Origin of the sequence: Prevotella amnii CRIS 21A-A, from assembly GCF_000177355.1 — a bacterium.
GTDB lineage: Bacteria > Bacteroidota > Bacteroidia > Bacteroidales > Bacteroidaceae > Prevotella > Prevotella amnii.
In genome coordinates this window covers 1-3,682 of sequence record NZ_ADFQ01000008.1, presented here as the reverse complement: position 1 = coordinate 3,682, position 3,682 = coordinate 1, and the positions used below count along the sequence as shown (strand labels likewise).

Sequence of the window (3,682 nt, the reverse complement as noted above, 5' to 3'; positions counted from 1 at the left end):
ACTTACACTTGCTCTTTCTAATAAAAAAGCGAATATGTAGATTATTACATATTCGCTTAATAATTATATTACCATCACTCCTACTCTTTATTTTTATCATCTGCCTTTAGTATTAATCTAAGACTTTGCTTATAATTAATATATCCCCATAGCCAGTTCAGAAGAATGATTGTCTTATTTTTTACCCCAAGTATAGATCTAAGATGTACTACTAACCAAAGGAACCATGCAAAAAATCCGCTAAACTTGCTTTTCCCTATCTCTGCAACAGCACGGTTGCGTCCTATAGTAGCCATAGTGCCGAGATTCTTATATTTAAACATCTCTGGGCTTTTACCTTTTACTTCTGCTTCAAAATTCTTTGCAACACACTTAGCTTGTTGTATTGCTACTTGCGCAAGCTGTGGATGACCATTAGGATATTCCTCATCGCCTTCAACAAAACTTATATCACCTATAGCATATACATCTTCCACTCCTTTTACCTTACAGAAACGATCTGTTTTTATACGACCAGCTCTTCCATAACTATCTTTCGGCAATCCTTCTATATGCGTTGCACAAACACCACTTACCCAAATTACTGTTTCGGCAGGAATATCTAATCCTTTATCAGTTTTCAGCACACCATTTTCATAGCTTAAAGCCATGTATGGCTGTCGCACATGCACATAAAGAGCCTTTAATCCTTCCAATGCTTTTTGAGAAGAGTATTCGTCCATAGTAGATAACAACCTGTCGGCAGCATTCACTAAATAGATATGCATACGATTATTAGCTGCTAAATGAGGATAATCGCGTGCTATAACGTTCTTCTTCATTTCAGCTACTGCCCCGGCTATCTCTACTCCTGCAGGACCTCCTCCTACTATAACAACATTCATTAGAGCCTGTTTCTTATCAGGATCTTTCTCTATTTCTGCCTTTTCCAAATTGCGTAAAATAGTATTACGAAGATGCATAGCTTCAGAAACGGTCTTCATAGGCAAACAGTTTTCTTGTATCTGCTTGTTACCAAAATAATTAGTTGTTGCACCTGCAGCAATTACCAAATAATCATATTCTATATCTCCTATAGAAGTTACTACCCTCTTTTGCTCTGTTTCTATCTTCTCTACTGTAGCCATACGAAAAAAGAAATTATCTTTTTCCTGAAATAGCCTGCGAAAAGGAAAAGATATACTGCTTGGTTCAAGTCCTGCTGATGCTACTTGATATATCAAAGGAGGGAAGTGGTTATAATTATTCTTATCTATCAAAGTAACCTGAAAGTCGGTTTTTACTAAGCGTGTAGCTAACTCTAATCCACCAAGTCCACCACCTATAATAACTATACTTTTCTTAATATTACCAGAAATATCAGCTTCCATATTCTTTTTTATTTTAAAGTCTAAAAATATCTTATCTTTTATATTAGTTTACTTATAATACCATAATGGTAAAACAGTATATTTCCTCTTATTATCATTTCTTTGGACGACGGCGTGCCCAGCCTTCCTCGGCAAAGTTTGGTTCCTCTCCTTTAAGGTTTATATCATTATTACCTATAAGGTTTTTCCAATCTTCTTTACCGTATATCTTACGGCTAAAATCATCTTCTTTACGATAACCGCTATGCTTACCCGTTCGCCCTTTACGACTTCTGCTCACATCTTCTGCATCTTTACAACGCACCTCCTTACCCTTATAGCTTGTTCCAGAAAGCGCGTCCTTTACTTTTCGTGCATCGCGCTCTGGCACTTCAATATAGCTTTGCTTCTTAAGCAAGTCTATATGACCTACAGTTTGTCTTCCATGTACATGTTTGTTTATAAACTGCATCACCTCGCCGGGATAAAAACCATCATCTTTTCCAAGATTTATAAACAAACGTTTAAAACCACGTTCTGCCTTACTATAGCCACGATTACGATCGCCTCCCCTATTACTCCTACCATTACCTCTATCATTACTACGCTCTGCCTTACGGCTTTGAGCTGTAGGCTTCTCTATATCCTCTGCGTCTTTGTAATAATTTAAAAAGCGACCAAATGTTACAGAAACAATCTTTTTAATAAGATCTTCTTTATCAATATATTCAAACTGATGCTTAATATCTTTTACATAAGGAGCTATCTGCTCTTCGTCGACATCTGTCTTTAGTATATCGGACATGGTTTTAAAAAGCTGTTTCTTACATATTTCTTCAGCAGAAGGAAGCGTACCATCTACAAACTCTTTACCTATAACTCGCTCTATATTACGCACTTTATACTTCTCGCGACAGTGAATAATAGCAATAGAAGTGCCTTTCTTTCCTGCACGACCTGTACGACCTGAACGATGTGTATAATTCTCTATATCATCTGGTAAACCATAATTTATAACATGGGTAAGCTCTGTAACGTCCAATCCACGAGCAGCCACATCGGTAGCTACAAGAATCTGTGTAAGGTGTGAACGAAATTTCTGCATTGTTAAGTCGCGTTGCTGTTGAGATAAATCACCATGCAAAGCCTCTGCATTATAGCCATCTTTGATAAGTTTGTCAGCAACCTCTTGTGTTTCTAACTTAGTTCTACAAAAAACTATTGCATATATCTTTGGATAAAAATCTACTAAACGCTTAAGAGCCAAATATTTATCCTTAGCATTTACCATATAATAAATATGGTTTACACTCTCAGCACCTTCATTACGGCTACCTACTACTATCTCCTTATAGTCGTGTAAATATCCTTTAGCTACACGCTCCACATCTTTACTCATTGTTGCAGAGAAAAGAAGAGTATTTCTATCCTCAGGAACACCACTTAAAATCTCGGTAATACTATCCTGAAAACCCATGTTTAACATCTCATCAGCTTCATCAAGCACAATGTTACATACATTTTCTAACTTAGCCTTACCACGATGCATCAAGTCTATAAGACGACCAGGCGTAGCTACTATAATCTGAACACCACGCTTTAACTCCTTAATCTGCGCCTCTATAGACGTACCACCATAAACGGCTGCTATATGTAAATGGGGAATATACTTACTAAAATCCTTTAAATCATCGGCTATCTGTAAACACAACTCACGTGTAGGACTAAGCACTATGGCTTGAGTTTCCTTTCTACTGGTATCTATACGCTGTAATAATGGCAATCCAAATGCTGCTGTTTTACCCGTTCCCGTCTGAGCTAACGCTATAACATCATTACGATTACCTAATAAATAAGGAATTACCTCTTCCTGTACTGGCATAGGATACTCAAATCCCTGCTCCTCAATGGCTTTGCGAATATCCTCGCTAACACCTAACTCTTCAAAAGTCTTCAAATTCGTTTGTTTTTATTATTATCCTAATATAGAAAAGAAAACTAACCACAATACGAACCCGCATAACAATAAAAAACTTATTAGCTCTTAATAACTAACATAGAAAGCCTGAATGCATTACACCTATTATATTACTCCTCATAGAATAATTTAAATACTTTTTAGTGCCTACTTAGCCTTATCAAGTGGTACGTTTCTTTCCTAAATACAAAGGTACGCTTAAATTTTGACAAATAAGAATAAAACTATTTATAAATCAAATATTTATACATACTATAACATTAAACATATTTACACAACTATCACTAAAACTATTTATTTAAACAAAAAGAAAGCATAACATTAAAGTAAATACTTGCGCCATTATTTACCTACA

General features: G+C 35.9%; 2 protein-coding genes. Both read right to left on the bottom strand.

What is annotated here, in order from left to right; translation table 11 throughout:
- Positions 1-80 precede the first annotated feature (80 nt).
- Positions 81-1,370 (bottom strand): NAD(P)/FAD-dependent oxidoreductase, encoded by a 1,290-nt coding sequence (locus HMPREF9018_RS01140; protein ID WP_008446905.1) that lies wholly within the window; start codon positions 1,368-1,370, stop codon positions 81-83.
- 94 nt (positions 1,371-1,464) lie between these two features.
- Positions 1,465-3,306 carry a DEAD/DEAH box helicase gene (locus HMPREF9018_RS01135; RefSeq protein WP_008446903.1) on the bottom strand — a complete coding sequence of 614 codons (1,842 nt, stop codon included), beginning with the start codon at positions 3,304-3,306 and terminating at the stop codon, positions 1,465-1,467.
- Positions 3,307-3,682: the final 376 nt, after the last annotated feature.